This is a genomic window from Streptomyces sp. NPDC051907 (genome assembly GCF_040681075.1).
Classification (GTDB): Bacteria; Actinomycetota; Actinomycetes; order Streptomycetales; family Streptomycetaceae; genus Streptomyces.
Genome location: NZ_JBFAYB010000082.1, coordinates 1 through 17,673, shown reverse-complemented (window position 1 = coordinate 17,673; position 17,673 = coordinate 1). Strand labels below are relative to the sequence as shown.

At 74.0% G+C, this 17,673-nt stretch carries 14 protein-coding genes; 11 read left to right on the top strand and 3 right to left on the bottom strand.

Features of this window, described 5'->3' with window-relative positions:
* A partial coding sequence (locus AB0M39_RS31575; RefSeq protein ID WP_365369790.1) for a HAMP domain-containing protein occupies positions 1–920 on the bottom strand: 920 nt, incomplete at its 3' end.
* A 248-nt stretch (positions 921–1,168) separates the two neighbouring features.
* On the opposite strand from AB0M39_RS31575, the gene AB0M39_RS31570 reads away from it, so the two are divergent.
* On the top strand, positions 1,169–3,235 hold the full coding sequence (locus AB0M39_RS31570) for a SpoIIE family protein phosphatase (protein WP_365369754.1): 2,067 nt from the start codon (positions 1,169–1,171) through the stop codon (positions 3,233–3,235).
* A gap of 97 nt (positions 3,236–3,332) precedes the next feature.
* A complete protein-coding gene (gene hemW, locus AB0M39_RS31565) occupies positions 3,333–4,565 on the top strand; it encodes a radical SAM family heme chaperone HemW (protein WP_365369752.1) in 1,233 nt (410 codons plus the stop codon).
* 411 nt (positions 4,566–4,976) lie between these two features.
* Here hemW and AB0M39_RS31560 read toward each other — a convergent pair whose 3' ends face one another.
* Both AB0M39_RS31560 and AB0M39_RS31555 read right to left on the bottom strand, forming a co-directional pair.
* Positions 4,977–5,777 (bottom strand): DUF3097 domain-containing protein, encoded by an 801-nt coding sequence (locus AB0M39_RS31560; protein WP_365369750.1) that lies wholly within the window; start codon positions 5,775–5,777, stop codon positions 4,977–4,979.
* Between the two features lie 10 nt (positions 5,778–5,787).
* The gene (locus tag AB0M39_RS31555) at positions 5,788–6,510 is read right to left on the bottom strand and encodes an MBL fold metallo-hydrolase (protein ID WP_365369748.1); all 723 of its coding nucleotides are present in this window, start codon (positions 6,508–6,510) and stop codon (positions 5,788–5,790) included.
* 176 nt (positions 6,511–6,686) lie between these two features.
* Between AB0M39_RS31555 and hrcA the strand changes: the two genes are divergently transcribed.
* From hrcA to AB0M39_RS31510, 9 genes are all read left to right on the top strand, one after another.
* Entirely contained in the window at positions 6,687–7,712 is a 1,026-nt protein-coding gene (hrcA, locus tag AB0M39_RS31550; RefSeq protein ID WP_365369746.1) for a heat-inducible transcriptional repressor HrcA, read from the top strand.
* Entirely contained in the window at positions 7,713–8,849 is a 1,137-nt protein-coding gene (dnaJ, locus tag AB0M39_RS31545) for a molecular chaperone DnaJ (RefSeq protein WP_365369744.1), read from the top strand. It begins immediately after the preceding gene.
* A 259-nt stretch (positions 8,850–9,108) separates the two neighbouring features.
* Positions 9,109–10,182, top strand: a complete 1,074-nt coding sequence (locus AB0M39_RS31540; RefSeq protein ID WP_365369742.1) for a nitronate monooxygenase — start codon at positions 9,109–9,111, stop codon at positions 10,180–10,182.
* Positions 10,179–10,910 carry a 16S rRNA (uracil(1498)-N(3))-methyltransferase gene (locus AB0M39_RS31535; protein WP_365369740.1) on the top strand — a complete coding sequence of 244 codons (732 nt, stop codon included), beginning with the start codon at positions 10,179–10,181 and terminating at the stop codon, positions 10,908–10,910. Before AB0M39_RS31540 ends, AB0M39_RS31535 begins: the two co-directional genes overlap by 4 nt.
* A 64-nt stretch (positions 10,911–10,974) precedes the next feature.
* Complete coding sequence (locus tag AB0M39_RS31530; protein WP_365369738.1) at positions 10,975–11,544, top strand: hypothetical protein; 570 nt, start codon at positions 10,975–10,977, stop codon at positions 11,542–11,544.
* 45 nt (positions 11,545–11,589) lie between these two features.
* A complete protein-coding gene (locus AB0M39_RS31525; protein WP_365369736.1) occupies positions 11,590–14,796 on the top strand; it encodes a S41 family peptidase in 3,207 nt (1,068 codons plus the stop codon).
* A gap of 262 nt (positions 14,797–15,058) precedes the next feature.
* Positions 15,059–15,418: a histidine triad nucleotide-binding protein gene (locus tag AB0M39_RS31520; protein ID WP_365369788.1), complete on the top strand. Its 360-nt coding sequence runs from the start codon at positions 15,059–15,061 to the stop codon at positions 15,416–15,418.
* A 13-nt stretch (positions 15,419–15,431) separates the two neighbouring features.
* The gene (locus AB0M39_RS31515) at positions 15,432–16,337 is read left to right on the top strand and encodes a ribonuclease Z (RefSeq protein WP_365369734.1); all 906 of its coding nucleotides are present in this window, start codon (positions 15,432–15,434) and stop codon (positions 16,335–16,337) included.
* A 25-nt stretch (positions 16,338–16,362) separates the two neighbouring features.
* Positions 16,363–17,364 (top strand): adenosine deaminase, encoded by a 1,002-nt coding sequence (locus AB0M39_RS31510; protein ID WP_365369732.1) that lies wholly within the window; start codon positions 16,363–16,365, stop codon positions 17,362–17,364.
* The last annotated feature ends 309 nt before the right edge of the window (positions 17,365–17,673 follow it).

Genomic DNA, 17,673 nt, shown 5'->3' with positions numbered 1-17,673 from the left:
GACTTGAGCTCCAGGATCTCGCCCTGCGCGTCCACGGTGATCTTCTGCGAGAGGTCGCCGTTGGCGACGGCCGTGGTCACCTGGGCGATGTTGCGGACCTGGGAGGTCAGATTGGACGCCATGAAGTTGACGTTGTCCGTGAGGTCCTTCCAGACCCCGGAGACGCCCCTGACCTGCGCCCGGCCGCCCAGCTGACCCTCGGTGCCGACCTCGCGGGCGACGCGGGTGACCTCGTCGGCGAAGGCGGAGAGCTGGTCCACCATGGTGTTGACGGTGAGCTTCAGCTCCAGCAGCTCGCCGGTCGCCTCGACCGTGACCGTACGCGTCAGATCGCCGCGCGCCACCGCCGTGGTCACCGCCGCGATGTCCCGCACCTGCGCGGTCAGCCGCGCCGCCATCGTGTTGACGGCCTCGGTCACATCGCGCCAACTGCCGGACAGGCCCTGCACCTTGGCCCGGCCCCCGAGCCTGCCCTCCGTGCCGACCTCGCGCGCCACCCGCGTCACCTCGCCGGTGAAGAGGGACAGCTGGTCGACCATCTTGTTCACCGCGCGGCCCAGCCGGCGCAGGTCTCCCCGTAACTGCCGGCTGCCGTCGTGCAGATCGACCCGCTGGGTCAGATCGCCGCCGGCCACCGCGTCCAGCACCCGTGTGGCGTTCGCCGCGGGCACCACCAGGGCGTCCAGCAGGGTGTTCGTACTGCTGACGCTGGAGGTCCAGGCCCCCTGGCCGGGGCTGGCCGACAGCCGGTCGTCGAGCCGGCCGTGCCGCACCACCTCCCGGCGGACCCGCGTCAGCTCGTCCGTGAAGTGCTGGTTGCGCACGGCGATCTGGTTGAACACCGCGGCCAGCTCCGCGGGCATGCCTTCGTGCGTCTCCGCCACGCGTATTCGGAAGTCTCCGTCCCGCATGACCGTCATCGCGGCCAGCAGCGGACGCAGCTCGGAGGCGCGTATCCAGCCTCCGTCGGGAGTGCCGGTCGCGTCGTGAGCGTTCTGGGCGGGCGGCCGAGAGGGGGGCTGCCCGGGCGGAACTGCGCTGTCTCTGTTCATATCCGCCCACTTCGGTGACTCGGCGCTTATGGGCAGGCTCAGTCTGTCACTCTGTCGGTGTCAGAAGCGGCGCATTGCCAGAACCGACCGGGAGCCGCACAGTGGGGCCGATTCCGATGCCGCGCGAGACCGTCCACCGCTCAACTCCGCTGTACGCCTTCCGGGGTGACAAGAGGTCGGTCGCGCGCACCAGCCTGCCGGGCAATCCGCTCGCGCCGTCGGCCGCGCGGCGGTTCGTGCGGGCCGCGCTCGCCGACTGGACGAACCTGGGGCTGCTCGCGACGTGCGCCTTCTGCCGGGGAGCGGGCGGCTGCCCGCCCGGGAGCCACAGCACGGACCGGCTCGCCGACGACGCCGTCCTCATCGTCAACGAGCTCGTCACCAACGCCGTCGTGCACGCGGGCACCACCGTCGAACTCCTGTGCAGACTCGAGGAGTCGACGGACGGCGACCCCGCGACCCTGATGATCGAGGTGTCGGACCACCACCCCACCCGGGCCGTGCGGAACGAGCCGCACGCCGGGTACCCCGAGCCGCCCGGCGCCCCGCACAGCGCCCGCGACGGAGCGCGAGCCGGGGCACGAGAGGGGGAACGAGCGGGGGCGCCGGGCGGAGCGAGCCGCGCCGGCGAGCCGGCCGGCGGACCCGAGTACGGCCGCGGCCTCCACCTCGTCGCCGCCCTGGCCGACTGCTGGGGCATCACCTACCGCCCCGCCCTCAAGAGCGTCTGGGCCCGGCTGCCCGTCGACGGCTGGGACTCCTGCCGCCGCCCCGGCGTCGAGCCCGCCCTCCGGCGCGGCCTGCGCGCCGCCGAGATCCTCGCCCCCTCCCCGCGCCGCGCGGTCCGCGACGACCGCTCCGACCAGGGCATCGGCAGCCGCGGCGCCCTCTCCTTCCTCGCCGAGGCCTCCGACCTGCTCGCCGGCCAGCTCGACGAGGACCTGGTCGCGGCCCTCGCCGGACAGCTGCTGGTGCCGCGTCTGGCCGACTGGTGCGCCATCTGGCTGGACGGCGAGGCCGGACGCGTGGGCTGGAGCCCCGCGGCCGGGGCGGTGGGGTCCGCGCCCCGCCTCGCCAGGGTCTGGCACGCCGACGAGTCCCGGATCGAGCGGCTGCGCGAGGTGCTCGAGAAGGAGCCCCCGCTGCTCCCTGAGGACCCGCGCAACGGGCCCGTGTCCCTTCCCTGGCCCCGCGAGGGCGAGCCGGGCGTGGGCGAGGGCACGGCGGTCGCGTACCGCCTGATCGCCGGCGGCCGGGCCCTGGGCACGCTGCTCGTCGCACGGCACGGGCTGGCCCGTGCGCCCGACGAGGTCACCGCGCTGATCGAGGACTTCGCGCGCCGGGTGGCCCTGGCGATCAGCGCGGCCCGCCAGTACGCCCGCCAGGCCACCATCAGCCGGGTCCTCCAGCGCGGTCTGCTGCCCGGCAAGGTCGGCCAGATCCCCGGCGTGGACCGGTTCCTGATCTACGAGCCCAGCGACGACGGCGTCGCGGGCGGCGACTTCTACGACATCTTCCCCGCGGGCCCCGGCGGCCGCTGGTGCTTCATGCTCGGCGACGTCCAGGGCAGCGGCCCCGAGGCCGCGGTCGTCACCGGCCTCGCCCGACCCTGGCTGCGCCTGCTCGCCCGCGAGGGATACCCCGTCGGCCAGGTCCTCGACCGGCTGAACCGGCTGCTCCTCGACGACGCGATGGAGGCCGCCGAGTCGGCCGCGCTGATGGTCGCCGCGGCGGGCGGCCAGGACGTGACGGAGGGGTCGCAGCCGCGGTTCCTCTCCCTGCTGTACGGCGAGCTCGCCCCGTCGCCCCGCGGCGACGGGGGCGTGCGGTGCACGCTGGCCAGCGCGGGGCATCCGCTGCCGCTGCTGCTGCGGCCCGACGGCTCGGTCCGCCCGGCGGCGGAGCCGCAGGTGCTGCTCGGGGTCGTCGACGACGTCTCGTACCAGAGCCAGATCTTCGACCTCGCTCCCGGCGACACCCTGCTCTGTGTGACGGACGGGGTGACGGAGCGCCGCTCGGGGCCCCGGATGCTCGACGACGGGGACGGGCTCGCCCAGGTGCTGGCCGGCTGCGCGGGGCTGACGGCGCAGGGGGTGGCGGAGCGGATCAGACAGACGGTGTACGACTTCGCGGAGCGGCCGCCGCAGGACGATCTGGCGCTGCTGGTGCTCCAGGCGCGGTGAGGGGCGGGGAGGGGCGGGGGCGGCGGTCCCCGGGCGGCGATCGGGCGGCGATCGGCGGTCGGCGCTGCGGCCTCGCGCCGTACGGGACAATGGGGGCATGCCTTCCGTACTGCCCGATGGTGAGCCCATGCCCGAGGACGGCGCGCTGCCCGCGTCCGCGCTCGACGGCGCCGGGGACCGGCCGCTCGCCTTCTATCTGCACGTGCCGTACTGCGCGACGCGCTGCGGCTACTGCGACTTCAACACCTATACGGCGACCGAGCTGCGCAGCTCGGGAGGCGTCCTCGCCTCGCGCGACAACTACGCGGACACGGTCGCGGACGAGATCCGGCTGGCCCGCAAGGTGCTGGGCGACGACCCGCGGCAGGTGCGGACGGTGTTCGTCGGCGGCGGCACGCCGACGCTGCTGGCCGCGGGCGACCTCGTACGGATGCTGGACGCCGTACGACAGGAGTTCGGGCTCGCGGACGACGCGGAGATCACCACCGAGGCCAACCCGGAGTCGGTCGACCCGGCGTATCTGGCGGAGCTCCGCGAGGGCGGCTTCAACCGGATCTCCTTCGGGATGCAGAGCGCCCGCCAGCACGTGCTGAAGGTCCTGGACCGCACCCACACCCCCGGCCGGCCCGAGGCGTGCGTGGCGGAGGCGCGGGCGGCGGGTTTCGACCACGTGAACCTGGACCTGATCTACGGCACGCCGGGCGAGAGCGACGACGACTGGCGCGCCACCCTCGCGGCGGCGGTCGGAGCGGGGCCCGACCACGTCAGCGCCTACGCGCTGATCGTCGAGGAGGGCACCCAGCTGGCGCGGCGGATCCGCCGCGGCGAGGTGCCGATGACCGACGACGACGTGCACGCGGACCGCTATCTGATCGCCGACGAGGTGCTCGCGGAGGCGGGCTTCGACTGGTACGAGGTCTCGAACTGGGCGACCACCCCGGCGGGCCGCTGCCTGCACAACGAGCTGTACTGGCGCGGCGCGGACTGGTGGGGCGCGGGCCCCGGCGCGCACAGCCACGTCGGTGGCGTCCGCTGGTGGAACGTGAAGCACCCCGGCGCGTACGCCGCCGCGCTCGCGGAGGGCCGGTCGCCGGGGGCGGGCCGCGAGCTCCTCTCGGCGGAGGACCGCCGGGTGGAGCGCATCCTGCTGGAGCTGCGCCTGCGCGACGGCGTCCCCCTGACCCTGCTCCGCCCGGCAGGCCTCGCCTCGGCGACGAGCGCACTGGCGGACGGGCTGCTGGAGCGGGGGGCGTATGAGGCGGGGTGGGGGGTGCTGACGTTGCGGGGGCGGTTGTTGGCGGACGGGGTGGTGCGGGGGCTGGTGGACTGAGTCTCTCCCCTGCCCCGCCCCTTCCCGTAACTGGGGGCTGCGCCCCCAGGCCCCGTACGGCCTTCGGCCGTGTCCTCAAACGCCGGACGGGCTTGATTTCCCCGCCCTTGCGGGCGCGGAAATCAGCCCGCCGGGCAACCTCGGCCCCGCTGGCGCTTGAGGCGCACATCAAGCCCCGCCGGCGTTTGAGGCGCGGGGTCCGGGGCAGCGCCCCGCGGGTGGCCCGCAGACATTCAGCCTCGCCGGCGCTTGAGGCGAACCTCAGCTTGCGGGTGCCCGCACTCTCAGCCTCGCCGGCGCTTGAGGCGGAACCTCAGCCCGCAGGTTGCCCGCACACATTCAGCCTCGCCGGCGATTGAGGCGCAGGGTCCGGGGCAGCGCCCCGGGATGTCGGTCCCGCCCCCGACCCCCCTACCTCGCCGTGACGAAGTCGATCAGTTCCTCCACCCTCCCCAGCAGCGCCGGCTCCAGGTCCTTGTAGGTGTGGACTCGGGACAAGACGCGCTGCCAGGCCGCGCCCGTGTTCTCCGGCCAGCCCAGGGCGCGGCAGACGCCCGTCTTCCAGTCCTGGCCCCGGGGGACCGTCGGCCAGGACTCGATGCCCAGGGACGACGGCTTCACCGCCTCCCAGACGTCGATGTAGGGGTGGCCGACCACCAGTACATGCGGGTCCGTGACGGACGCCGCGATGCGGGACTCCTTCGAGCCCGGGACCAGGTGGTCCACCAGGACGCCCAGGCGCGCGTCCGGGCCCGGGGCGAAGTCCGCGACGATCGCGGGGAGGTCGTCGACGCCCTCCAGGTACTCCACGACGACCCCCTCGATCCGCAGGTCGTCGCCCCACACCTTCTCCACCAGCTCCGCGTCGTGGCGGCCCTCCACGTAGATGCGGCTCGCCCGTGCCACCCGCGCTCGCGCGCCGGGGACGGCGACGGAGCCGGAGGCCGTGCGGGTCGGGCGGCCCGGCGACTGCGTGGGGCGTACGAGCGTTACCGTCCGCCCCTCCAGCAGGAAGCCCCTCGCCGTCAGCGGGAAGACCCGGTGCTTGCCGAAGCGGTCCTCCAGCGTCACCGTCCCCGCCTCGCAGCGGATCACCGCGCCGCAGAAGCCGGTGGAGACCTCCTCCACGACCAGGTCGGGCTCCGCCGGCACCTCCGGCGCGGGCTGCGACTTCTTCCAGGGCGGGGTCAGATCGGGGCTGTAGCTGCGCATTCGCCAGACGCTACGACACCCCGAAACGCGCCGCCAGCACATCCCGTTGAGCGCGTACGAACGACGCGTCGACCGCCGCGCCGTGCCCGGGCACGTACACCGCCTCCTCGCCCCCCAGCGACAGCAGCCGGTCCAGCGCGGCCGGCCAGCGGGAGACGATCGCGTCGCTGCCCGCCTGCGGGTCGCCGGACTCCTCCACCAGGTCGCCGCAGAAGACCACCTCCGGGCTCCCCGGCACGAGCACCGCCAGATCGTGCCCCGAGTGGCCCGGCCCGACGTTCGCCAGCAGCACCTGGCGGCCGCCCAGGTCCAGCGTCCACTCCCCGCTCACCAGATGCGCCGGCGCGACCAGCAGATCGGCCGCCTCCGCCGCCTCGGCCCCGGCGACCCCCTGGGCCACCGCGGAGCGGCGGATGTCGTCCCGCTCGCGCCGCATCAGCGCGTCGACGCCCACCGCGCCGAACACCTCCGCCCCCGCGAACGCCGCCGTCCCCAGAATGTGGTCGAAGTGGGGATGGCTCAGTGCGATATGCGTCACCCGCCGGCCCCCCAGCAGCGCCTGCGCCTGGGCGCGCAGCTCCGCGCCCTCGCGGACCGTGGAACCCGTGTCGTACATGAGGACTGAGTCCTCGCCGACGATCAATCCGACGGTGGCGTCCCATATCGGCAGGCGTCGCCTGCCCACCCCGTCGGCCAGCCGCTCCCAGCCGAACTCTTCCCAACTGACGTCCATGCGGCGACGCTACTGGCAAACGACCTGCGTCGGCGCACGGTAGCGTGGTCGGCCGCCCTCTAGCGGCCCTTGCTAGAGGCGTACCCCGCGGCCGTACACTGGCACGGGGAAAACTTGGCACTCACACGCATCGAGTGCCAGGCAACCACCGAGGAAACCAGCTGGAGGTGTGCGCGATGCTCAGCGAACGCAGACTCGAGGTGCTGCGCGCCATCGTCCAGGACTATGTCGGCACCGAGGAGCCCGTCGGCTCCAAGGCCCTGACCGAGCGGCACAAGCTGGGCGTCTCCCCGGCCACCGTCCGCAACGACATGGCGGTGCTCGAGGAGGAAGGGTTCATCGCCCAGCCGCACACGAGCGCCGGGCGCATCCCCACGGACAAGGGCTACCGGCTCTTCGTCGACAGGCTGGCGGGCGTCAAGCCGCTGTCGGCGCCGGAGCGCCGCGCGATCCAGAACTTCCTGGACGGCGCGGTGGACCTGGACGACGTGGTCGGCCGTACGGTGCGGCTGCTGGCGCAGCTGACCCGGCAGGTCGCCGTCGTCCAGTACCCCTCGCTGACCCGGTCCACGGTCCGGCATGTGGAACTTCTCTCCCTCGCGCCCGCCCGTCTGATGCTCGTGCTGATCACGGACACCGGACGGGTCGAACAGCGCATGATCGACTGCCCCGCCCCCTTCGGCGAGACCTCGCTCGCCGATCTGCGGGCCCGGCTCAACAGCCGGGTCGTCGGGCGGCGCTTCTCCGACGTGCCGCAGCTGGTGCAGGACCTGCCCGAGTCCTTCGAGCCGGAGGACCGCGGGACCGTCTCCACGGTGCTCGCGATCCTGCTCGAGACGCTGGTGGAGGAGACTGAGGAGCGGCTCGTGATCGGCGGCACCGCCAATCTCACCCGCTTCGGGCACGATTTCCCGCTGACGATCAGGCCGGTGCTCGAGGCGCTCGAGGAGCATGTGGTGCTCCTCAAGCTGCTCGGCGAGGCCAAGGAGTCGGGCGGTATGGGCGTGACTGTCCGGATCGGTCACGAGAACGCCCACGAGGGACTCAACTCAACGTCCGTCGTCTCGGTCGGCTACGGTTCGGGCGACGAGGCAGTTGCCAAACTCGGCGTGGTCGGACCGACCCGCATGGACTACCCCGGAACGATGGGAGCGGTACGCGCAGTGGCACGTTACGTCGGACAGATCCTGGCGGAGTCGTAAGTGGCCACGGACTACTACGCCGTACTCGGCGTGCGCCGCGACGCATCGCAGGACGAGATCAAGAAGGCCTTCCGCCGACTCGCCCGTGAGCTTCACCCGGACGTGAACCCGGACCCGAAGACGCAAGAGCGCTTCAAGGAGATCAACGCGGCCTACGAGGTCCTGTCGGACCCGCAGAAGAAGCAGGTCTACGACCTCGGCGGCGACCCCCTCTCGCAGGCGGGCGGCGCCGGCGCGGGCGGCTTCGGCGCGGGCGGCTTCGGAAACTTCTCCGACATCATGGACGCCTTCTTCGGGACGGCGTCGCAGCGTGGGCCGAGGTCGCGTACGCGGCGCGGCCAGGACGCCATGATCCGCCTGGAGGTCGAGCTCAACGAGTCGGCCTTCGGCACGACCAAGGACATCCAGGTCGACACCGCGGTCGTCTGCACGACCTGCAGCGGCGAGGGCGCCGCGCCCGGCACCTCGGCGCAGACCTGCGACATGTGCCGCGGCCGCGGCGAGGTCTCGCAGGTCACCCGGTCCTTCCTGGGCCAGGTCATGACCTCGCGGCCCTGCCCGCAGTGCCAGGGCTTCGGCACCGTCGTGCCGACGCCGTGCCCGGAGTGCGCGGGCGACGGCCGGGTCCGCTCCCGTCGCACCCTGACCGTGAAGATCCCGGCGGGCGTCGACAACGGCACCCGGATCCAGCTCGCGGGCGAGGGCGAGGTCGGCCCCGGCGGCGGTCCCGCCGGCGATCTGTACGTCGAGATCCACGAGCTGCCGCACCCGGTGTTCCAGCGGCGCGGCGACGATCTGCACTGCACGGTGACGATCCCGATGACCGCGGCGGCTCTGGGCACGAAGTGCCCGCTGGAGACGCTGGACGGCCTGGAGGAGGTCGACATCCGGCCGGGCACGCAGTCGGGCCAGTCGATCCCGCTGCACGGCCGGGGCATCACGCACCTGCGCGGCGGCGGCCGGGGCGATCTGATCGTCCACGTCGAGGTGACGACGCCGACGAAGCTGGACCAGGATCAGGAGCGGCTGCTGCGGGATCTGGCCAAGCTGCGCGGCGAGGAGCGGCCGACCGGCCAGTTCCAGCCAGGTCAGCAGGGGCTCTTCTCCCGCTTGAAGGACGCCTTCAACGGTCGTTGATCCCTCCGGGGGAGCGCTGCTCCCCCTGAGGGAGCGGGGGGGCGGGGACGACCGCGCGCACCACCCGTGCGAGTGGTCGCCCCGCCCGCACCACGCCCCCTTTCCCCGGGCTCTCCGGTGTCCGCCCAGGGCATTCCCCGGGCGCTCACAGGGCCCGCCCCCGCGGCGCCGGGAGGGGCCGCGGCGAGGGAGAACTCCCGTCTCCAGACCCCGGAACGCTCGATTCGGCCCTCCGGCAGGGACATGGCACGATGCCCCCATGTCCTCCGCACTGACCGATCTCTGCCGGCATCCGATCGTGCAGGCCCCCATGGCGGGCGGCGCGTCCTGTCCCCCCTTGGCCGCCGCCGTGGCCGAGGCCGGCGGGCTGGGGTTCCTGGCCGCCGGGTACAAGACCGCGGACGGCATGTACCAGGAGGTCAAGCAGGTCCGCGGGCTGACCTCCCGCCCCTTCGGCGTGAACCTCTTCATGCCCCAGCCCCACACCGCCGACGCCGCGGCCGTCGAGGTCTACCGGCACCAGCTGGCCGGCGAGGCCGCCTGGTACGAGACCCCCCTCGGCGACCCCGACAGCGGACGCGACGACGGGTACGAGGCCAAGCTCGCCATCCTGCTCGACGACCCCGTCCCCGTCGTCTCCTTCACCTTCGGCTGCCCCACCCGCGACGTCCTGGCGTCCTTCGCCAAGGCCGGGACCCTCACCGTCGTGACCGTCACCACGCCCGAAGAGGCCCAGGCCGCCCAGTGGGCCGGCACCGACGCCGTGTGCGTGCAGGGCGTCGAGGCCGGCGGCCACCAGGGCACCCACCGCGACGACCCCGAGTCCGACGGCGCAGGCGTGGGACTGCTCACCCTCGTCGCGCTGATCCGCGAGACCGTCACGCTGCCGATCGTCGCGGCGGGCGGGCTGATGCGCGGCGGCCAGATCGCCGGCGTCCTCGCGGCCGGCGCGTCCGCCGCCCAGCTCGGCACCGCCTTCCTGGTCGCCCCCGAGTCCGGGGCGAGCGCCCTGCACAAGCAGGCCATGACCAACCCCCTGTTCGTACGCACCGAGCTGACCCGCGCCTTCTCCGGCCGGCCCGCCCGCGGGCTCGTCAACCGGTTCATGCGCGAGCACGGCCCGTACGCCCCCGCCGCCTACCCCGAGGTCCACCACCTGACCAGCGGTCTGCGCAAGGCCGCCGCCAAGGCGGGCGACCCCCAGGGCATGGCCCTGTGGGCCGGCCAGGGGCACCGGCTGGCGCGCGAGCTGCCCGCCGGGCAGCTCGTCGAGGTCCTCGTCGCCGAGACGGACTCCGCCCGGGCCGCCCTCGCGCTGGGCGGCGGCCGGTGACCGCGCCCGTCTTCGTCGTCGACCGGGTCGCCGCCGGCCGCGTCACGCTCGACGGCCCGGAGGGCCGGCACGCCGTCTCCGTCCGCAGGCTGCGCGTCGGCGAGGAGATCGTGCTGACCGACGGCAAGGGCGCCGGGGGCTACGGCGCCGTCGCCGCCGTCGAGGGCAAGGACCGGCTCGAGGCGGAGATCGCCGAGCTGCGCCAGGAGCCCGAGCCCACGCCGCGTATCACCGTCGTCCAGGCGCTCCCCAAGGGCGACCGCGGCGAGCTCGCGGTGGAGACCATGACGGAGACCGGCGTGGACGCGGTCGTGCCCTGGGCCGCCGCGCGCTGCATCACCCAGTGGAAGGGCGAGCGCGGGGCGAAGTCCCTCGCCAAGTGGCGGGCCACCGCGCGCGAGGCGGGCAAGCAGTCCCGCAGGCTCCGCTTCCCCGAGGTCGCGGACGCCGCGACCACCAAGCAGGTTGCCTCACTTCTGGCCGAAGCGGACTTCGCGGCCGTGCTCCACGAGGAGGGCGCCGAGCCGCTGGCCACCGCCGAACTCCCCGCCGAGGGCTCGATCGTGCTGGTCGTGGGGCCCGAAGGGGGCGTGTCCCCCGAGGAGTTGGCGGCGTTCGCCGCCGCCGGCGCGAAGCCCTACCGGCTCGGCCGCAGCGTGCTGCGCACCTCCACCGCGGGCACCGCCGCCGCGGCCCTCCTGCTGGGACGCACCGGCCGCTGGTCCTGACGCCCGCCCCGCAGTGGCCGCAAGCGGTCTTCCGCGGCCGCGGGTGTGGTGGGAGGCTCCCTCCATGCGGGCAACGACACTTCACCGGCGGACGCTCAGCGCGGTGGCCGCCGTCGGCGCGGCGATCGTCGGCGCCGCCGCGTGCGAGCCGGCCGCCGACGGGCTGAGCGCCGTCGCCGTAGCGGTCACCACCGACAAGACGGCGACCAGCACCCTCGAACGCCTTGAGTTCGACGTCCGCTGGCTCACCTGCACGGCGAAGCTCACCGGCGGGACGAAGCCGTCCAGGACGAAGTCCTCGGGGACGAAGCCGGCCAGGGCGAGCGCGCCGCCCGCCTCGGGCCGGGCGGCCGAGGTCGACTGCAACGGCGAGACCGCCTCCGGCCAGGACATCACCCTCACCGGCAAGGTCACCGAGGAGAAGGCGGGCCGGTGCGTGCGCGGCGACCTGACCGCCAAGGTGGACAAGAAGGTCGTCTTCCAGGCCACCCTGCTCGGAGACTGCTCCGCCGCCCCCTCGAACACCCCGCCCGCCACCCACCGCCCCACCACCGCTCCGCGCCCCGGCGTCACCGTCACCGAGACCGTCACGGTCACCGCGACGCCCGACCCTCCGCCACAGCAGTCGAAGTGATCGAACCCCTTGGACGCGCCCCATGCCGCTGCCTAGGGTGACCGTGTGACGCAGCCGTCGAGCCACCTCGCGTACTTCCGATACCCCGACCTCCACGGCGAGCTGATCGCCTTCGCCGCGGAGGACGACGTCTGGGTCGCGCCCCTCGACGGCGGCCGCGCCTGGCGCGTGAGCGCCGACAACGTGCCGGTCGGCCACCCGCGGATCTCGCCCGACGGCGTCCACGTCGCCTGGACGTCCCTGCGCGACGGCGCGCCCGAGGTCCATGTCGCCCCCGTCGAGGGCGGGCCCTCGCGGCGGCTCACCTACTGGGGCAGCCCGAAGACCTCCGTGCGGGGCTGGACCCCGGACGGCGACGTCCTGGCGATCAGCGCGTACGGCGAGGCCTCGCTGCGCCGCAGCTGGGCGCGGGCCGTGCCGCTCGACGGCGGACCGGCGGCCAGGCTGCCGTACGGCCCGGTCGGCGACGTGGCGTACGGTCCGCACATCCTGCTGCTCTCGGCGACGATGGGCCGCGAGGCCGCCGCCTGGAAGCGCTACCGGGGCGGCACGGCGGGCAAGCTGTGGATCGACCGGGCGGGCGAGGGCGAGTTCGTCCGCGTGCACGAGGAGCTCGACGGCAACATCGAGTACCCCCTGTGGGTGGGGGAGCGCATCGCGTTCCTCAGCGACCACGAGGGCGTCGGCGCGCTCTACTCCTCCCGGCCCGACGGCTCGGACCTGCGGCGCCACACCGGCGTCGACGGCTTCTACGCCCGCCACGCGGCCACCGACGGCACGCGCGTCGCCTACGCCAGTGCCGGCGAGCTGTGGCTGCTCGACGACCTCGACGCCGCCGAGCCGCGCCGCCTCGACGTCCGCCTCGGCGGCCAGCGCACCGACCTGCGCCCCCGGCCCGTCAACGCCGACTGGTACCTGGGCGCCGCCGCCCCCGACCACACCGGCCGCGGCAGCGCCGTGGAGGTCCGCGGCGGCGTGCACTGGGTCACCCACCGCGAGGGGCCGGCGCGCTCGCTCGCCGCGCAGCCGGGCGTACGGGCCCGGCTGCCCCGCACCTTCCGGGTGGAGGGCGAGGAGCACGTCGTATGGGTCACCGACGCGGAGGGCGACGACGCGCTCGAGTTCGCCCCGGCCACCGGCCGCGCGCCCGGCGCCCCGCCGCGCAGGCTCGGCGCGGGACGGCTCGGCCGGGTCCTCAGCCTCGCCGTCGCGCCCGACGGCAGCCGGGCCGCCGTCGCCTCGCACGACGGCCGGGTGCTGCTCGTCGAGCGCGAGTCGGGCGAGGTGCGCGAGGTCGACCGCAGCGACCACGGCGAGGCGAACGGCCTGGTCTTCTCGCCCGACTCGGGCTGGCTCGCCTGGTCGCACCCCGGACCGCCGCCGCTGCGCCACCTCAAGCTCGCCAACACCGGGGACCTGCCGGTCTCGGAGGCGACCCCGCTGCGCTTCGCCGACTTCCAGCCCGCCTTCACGCTCGACGGCCGGCATCTGGCGTTCCTGTCCGAGCGGGCCTTCGACCCGGTCTACGACACACACGTCTTCGACCTCGCCTTCGTCGGCGGCTGCCGGCCGCACCTGATCACGCTCGCCGCGACGACGCCCTCGCCCTTCGGGCCGCAGCGGCACGGCCGGGCCTTCGAGGCGGACAAGGACCACCAGCAGGACGGCGAGGACTCCAGCGTCCCCGTCACCCGCATCGACCTCGAAGGGCTCGCCGACCGAATAGTCCCCTTCCCGGTCGAGGCGGCCCGCTACTCCACGCTGCGCGCGGCCAAGGACGGCCTGCTGTGGCTGCGCCACCCGCTGCGCGGCGTCCTCGGCACGACCAGGGCCACCCCCGACGACCCGGGACCCAAGACGGTGTTGGAGCGGTACGACCTGGTCCAGCAGCGCGTCGAGGAACTCTGCGGCGACGCGGGCCGCTTCGCCGTCAGCGGCGACGGCCGACGGGTGCTGCTCCACGCCGACGGCAAGCTCAAGGTCGTGCCCAGCGACCGCAGGGCCTCGCGCGACGAGGACGGCGACACCCATGTCACCGTGGACCTGTCGCGGGTGCGCAGCAGCGTCGACCCCGCCGCCGAGTGGCGGCAGATGTACGACGAGGCCGGCCGGCTGATGCGGGACAACTTCTGGCGGGCCGACCTCGGCGGAGTGGACTGGGACGGCGTGCTGGACCGCTACCGCCCGGTCCTCGACCGGGTGGCCACCCACGACGACCTGATCGACCTGCTCTGGGAGGTGCAGGGGGAGCTCGGCACCTCGCACGCCTACGTCTCCCCCAGAGGCGGGTACGGCTCCAGCGCCACCCGCCAGGGGCTGCTCGGCGCGGACGTCTCCCGCGCCGAGGACGGCAGTTGGCGCGTCGACCGCGTCCTGCCGTCCGAGACGTCCGACCCGCAGGCCCACTCGCCGCTCGCCGCCCCCGGCGTGGCGATCCGGGCCGGGGACGCGATCCTCGCGGTCGACGGCAGACCGGTCGACCCGACCGCGGGTCCCGGCCCGCTGCTGGTCGGCGCCGCGGGCAAGCCCGTCGAGCTGACCGTCTCGCCTGCGGGCGGCGGCGATCCGCGGCACGCGGTGGTCGTCCCGCTCGCCGACGAGGAGCCGCTGCGCTACCACGCCTGGGTGGCGGACCGGCGTGCCTACGTCCATGAGAAGTCCGGGGGCCGGCTGGGCTATCTGCACGTCCCCGACATGCAGGCGCCGGGCTGGGCGCAGATCCACCGCGACCTGCGGGTGGAGGTGGCCCGCGAGGGCCTGGTCGTGGACGTGCGGGAGAACCGCGGCGGCCACACCTCGCAGCTGGTGGTCGAGAAGCTGGCGCGCCGGATCGTCGGCTGGGACCTCCCGCGCGGCAAGCAGCCCCTCAGCTATCCCCAGGACGCGCCCAGGGGGCCGGTGGTGGCGGTGGCGAACGAGTTCTCGGGCTCGGACGGCGACATCGTGAACGCGGCGATCAAGGCGCTCGGCATCGGCCCGGTGGTGGGCACCCGGACCTGGGGCGGCGTGATCGGCATCGACAGCCGCTACTCGCTGGTGGACGGCACGCTGGTCACCCAGCCCAAGTACGCCTTCTGGCTGGAGGGTTACGGCTGGGGCGTCGAGAACCACGGCGTGGACCCGGACGTGGAGGTGGTGACGGCCCCCCAGGACTACGCGGCCGGCAGGGACCCGCAGCTGGACGAGGCGGTGCGGATGGCGCTGGCGGTCCTGTCGGAGAACCCGGCGAAGACGGCGCCGGAGCTGCCGTAGGCGGGCGGCGCGGGTGCGGCGAGGCGCGGATGTGTGGAGGTACGCGGATGGCGAGGTCCCGTGCGGCGAGGCGTGCATGTGGCGAGGCGCGCAGGCGGGGAGGCGTGCATGTGGCGAGGCGCAGATGTGCGGAGGCACGCGGACGGCGAGGCACGCGTGAGGTGAGGCTCCCGTGCGGCGAGGCGGGCAGGCGGGGGAGGGGACCGTCGGGGGCTGCCGATAGCATGTGATCGTGACCGTCACACGCGAGGAGGACCCCGCCATGCACGGAGAAGCGCAGGCCGACTGCCTGTTCTGCAAGATCGTCGCAGGCGAGGTGCCCGCCACCGTCGTGAAGGAGACCGAGACCGTCGTCGCCTTCCGCGACATCAACCCCCAGGCTCCGACGCACGTCCTGGTCATCCCGAAGGCGCACTACCGCGACGCCGCCGAGCTCGCCGCCGCCGCCCCCGAGCTCGTCGCCGACGTGCTGCGCGAGGCGGGCGAGGTCGCCGCCCAGGAGAAGGCCGTCGAGAGCGGCTACCGCATCGTCTTCAACACCGGCTCCGGCGCCGGCCAGACCGTATTCCACGCGCACGCCCACCTCCTGGCCGGCCGCGGGCTCGCCTGGCCTCCCGGATAGCGGGCGGCGCGCCTTGTCCGTACGCGAGTTGGTCGTCCTCGGCACCGCCAGCCAGGTTCCGACCCGGCACCGCAACCACAACGGCTATCTGCTCCGCTGGGACGGCGAGGGCATCCTCTTCGACCCCGGCGAGGGCACCCAGCGCCAGATGCTCCGGGCCGGCGTCGCCGCGCACGACATCAACCGGATCTGCGTCACGCACTTCCACGGCGACCACTCGCTCGGCCTCGCCGGAGTGATCCAGCGGATCAACCTCGACCGGGTCCCGCACGAGGTGTCCGCCCACTACCCGGCGAGCGGACAGCACTTCTTCGACCGGCTGCGGTACGCCACCGCCTACCGCGAGACCGTCAAGCTGACCCAGACCCCGGTCGCCGTCGACGGAGTGCTCGCCCAGACCGCTTCGTACACCCTCGAAGCGCGCAGGCTCTCGCACCCCGTCGAGTCGTACGGCTACCGCCTGATCGAGCCGGACGGCCGCCGGATGCTGCCCGAGAAGCTCGCCGCGCACGGTATCAAGGGCCCGGACGTCGGCCGACTGCTGCGCGAGGGCGAGGTCGGCGGCGTCAGCGTCGACGACGTCAGCGAGGTCCGGCGCGGGCAGCGCGTCGCGTTCGTCATGGACACCCGGCTGTGCGACGGCGTGCACGCCCTCGCCGAGGGCTGCGATCTGCTCGTCATCGAGTCCACCTTCCTGGACGAGGACGAGCGACTGGCCGTCGAGCACGGCCATCTGACCGCCGGACAGGCCGCCCGCGCGGCCCGTGACGCGGGTGTGCGGCATCTGGTGCTGACCCACTTCTCGCAGCGTTACAGCGACCCCGACGACTTCGAGCGCCAGGCCCGCGCGGCCGGTTTCGAGGGCGAGCTGAGCGTCGCCAAGGACCTGTGGCGCATCCCCGTGCCCAAACGGACCTGAGCCGCCGACGGCCTAGCATGGGGTGATGCCCCTCCCCAAGGCCGAACTCCACCTTCATATCGAAGGCACCCTCGAACCGGAACTCGCCTTCGCGCTCGCCGCGCGCAACGGCGTGACGCTGCCGTACGCGGACGCCGACGCGCTCCGCCGCGCCTATCTCTTCGAGGACCTCCAGTCCTTCCTCGACCTGTACTACGGCCTGATGGCCGTGCTGCGCACCGAGGACGACTTCGCCGCGCTCGCCGAGGCGTATCTGGAGCGCGCGGCCGGGCAGGGCGTGCGCCACGCGGAGATCTTCTTCGACCCGCAGGCGCACACCGCCCGGGGCGTGGCGATCGGCACGGTCGTCGAGGGCCTGTCCCGCGCGCTCGACCACGCCGAGGAGCGGCACGGCGTCTCCACGCGGCTGATCATGTGCTTCCTGCGGGACGAGCCGGCCGAGTCGGCGATGGCCACGCTCGAGGCCGCGAAGCCGTATCTGCACCGGATCACGGCGGTCGGCCTGGACTCGGCGGAGGCGGGGCATCCGCCGTCGAAGTTCCGCGAGGTGTACGAGGCGGCGGCCGCGCTCGGGCTGCGCAAGGTGGCGCACGCGGGCGAGGAGGGACCGCCGGCGTACATCCGAGAGGCGCTCGACCTCCTCGGCGTCGAGCGCGTCGACCACGGCCTGCGCTGCATGGAGGACGCGGAGCTGGTGGAGCGGCTGGTGCGGGAGCGGATCCCGCTGACCCTGTGCCCGCTGTCGAACGTGCGCCTACGGGCCGTCGACACGCTGGAGGACCACCCGCTGGCCCGGATGATGGACGCGGGGCTGCTCTGCACGGTCAACTCCGACGACCCGGCGTACTTCGGCGGCTACGTCGGCGACACCTTCCACGCGGTGCACGAGGCGCTGGCGCTGGACGACGAGCGGCTGCGCGAGTTGGCGCGCAACTCCTTCGAGGCGTCGTTCCTGGACGACGACGAGGAGCGCCGGGCGCGTCTGATCGCGGAGGTCGAGGCGTACGAGTTCGAAAAGCCGGAGTAGCGGCGGGGCGCGCTGGGGTGGGGGCGACGTGACCTGCGCGGGCGACCCGCGGGGCGCTGCCCCGGACCCCGCGCCTCAATCGCCGGCGAGGCTGATTGTGTGCGGCTCATGTCCGGGGAAACCCAGCCCGTCCGGCGATTGAGGACACGCCCGTAGGGCGTACGGGGGCGGAGCCCCCCGGGGCGACGGTGACATGCCCTGCGCGGGCGACCCGCGGGGCGCTGCCCCGGACCCCGCGCCTCAATCGCCGGCGGGGCTTGGTTTGCGCCTCAATCGCCGGCGGGGCTGATTGTGTGCGGCTCCGTCCGG